We start from the raw sequence: 1,053 nt of genomic DNA on the forward strand, positions 1-1,053 counted from the left end.
GTCAGCCGCGCCGGCGGCGGCGGAACAGGCCGAGCAGGATGCCCAGCCAGGGCGAGGCGGCCAGCCCGCCCAGCACCGTGACGATGCTGAGGCTGGCGCGCGCCTGGGTCAGCGCGGTGTCGCGCAGCACCCGTGCCTCGATCTCCTGCGTGGTCGGCCGGTCGCGCATCGCGATCAGCAGCAGCACGACGGCGATCGCCACATCGGCGCCGAGCAGGATGCCGGCGCGGCCGAGCGGGCCGACGCCGGGCGTCAGCGCCACCCAGGCCAGGACATGCAGCATGGCCAGGGCGGCGCAGAGGAAGATGGCGGCCACCGCCGCCAGGCCGGCGCGCACCGCCATGCGGCGCCCGTAGAGGCCGAGGCGGACACGCTCCGCCTCCAGCGAGGCGGTGGCGAGGCGGATGGCGCGCATGCCGCTCAGCGCCGCAGCAGCTTGGCAAGCAGGAAGCCCACGCCGACCGCGATGGCGATGGTGGCGACCGGGCGCTCGCGCACCACGCCCATCACCTGCTCGGCCTCGCGCCGCGTGTCATGGCCGAGGCGCTGGGCCATGCCCTGGGCGCGCTGCGCCATGTCCTGCGCCTGGTGGCCGGCGCGCGAGAGGGCGGGGTTCACCTGCTCCTCGATCAGCGTGTCGAGCTTGCGGCGAAGGTCGTGCAGGCGCTCCTCGACGGAGCCGGTGTCGATCGCCTGGGAAAGACGGCGCATGGGTATCCTCCTGCCCTGGGGTTCAGCGGATGCGGATCAGTTGGTGGCGCGGTCGATGCTGCGGCCGAGGCGCTCGCCCGGTCCGCGCGGCGGGTCCACCGCGTCGCGCAGGTTCTGCGCGGCATTGTCGACATTGCGGCCGGCGCGCTCGGCCGGGCCTTCGTTGCAGGCGGCCAGCGGCAGGGCCAGCAGCAGGGCGGGCAGCGCCGCCGCGAGAATCTTGCGCATCGCATCGCACTCCATGTTCCCGCCTGCAACACGGCAGCGCTGCCCCGGGTTGCGCGCGGATCGCCGCGCCCTCCGCTCCGCGCCAGCATGCCGCCCGGGCGGCGCGGCGGGAAG

3 protein-coding genes are annotated in these 1,053 nt (G+C 75.2%); all 3 read right to left on the minus strand.

What is annotated here, in order from left to right:
* Position 1: 1 nt before the first annotated feature.
* Genes HMPREF0731_RS21665 through HMPREF0731_RS21675 form a run of 3 tightly spaced genes read right to left on the minus strand, consistent with a single transcriptional unit; the run spans position 2 to position 939 of the window.
* Complete coding sequence (locus HMPREF0731_RS21665) at positions 2 to 415, minus strand: hypothetical protein (RefSeq protein WP_007006390.1); 414 nt, start codon at positions 413 to 415, stop codon at positions 2 to 4.
* A 5-nt stretch (positions 416 to 420) separates the two neighbouring features.
* Positions 421 to 711, minus strand: coding sequence for a DUF883 C-terminal domain-containing protein (locus HMPREF0731_RS21670; protein WP_007006391.1), 291 nt, complete (start codon positions 709 to 711; stop codon positions 421 to 423).
* Positions 712 to 747: 36 nt separating this feature from the next.
* A complete protein-coding gene (locus HMPREF0731_RS21675; protein WP_157136281.1) occupies positions 748 to 939 on the minus strand; it encodes a hypothetical protein in 192 nt (63 codons plus the stop codon).
* Between the last annotated feature and the right edge of the window lie 114 nt (positions 940 to 1,053).

The sequence above is a fragment of the Pseudoroseomonas cervicalis ATCC 49957 genome (assembly GCF_000164635.1).
GTDB lineage: Bacteria > Pseudomonadota > Alphaproteobacteria > Acetobacterales > Acetobacteraceae > Pseudoroseomonas > Pseudoroseomonas cervicalis.

Excerpts from the sequence above, each read along its gene's own strand:
- HMPREF0731_RS21665 (WP_007006390.1), bottom strand. The coding sequence starts at position 415 with ATGCGCGCCATCCGCCTCGCCACCGCCTCGCTGGAGGCGGAGCGTGTC.
- HMPREF0731_RS21670 (WP_007006391.1), bottom strand. The coding sequence starts at position 711 with ATGCGCCGTCTTTCCCAGGCGATCGACACCGGCTCCGTCGAGGAGCGC.
- HMPREF0731_RS21675 (WP_157136281.1), bottom strand. The coding sequence starts at position 939 with ATGCGCAAGATTCTCGCGGCGGCGCTGCCCGCCCTGCTGCTGGCCCTG.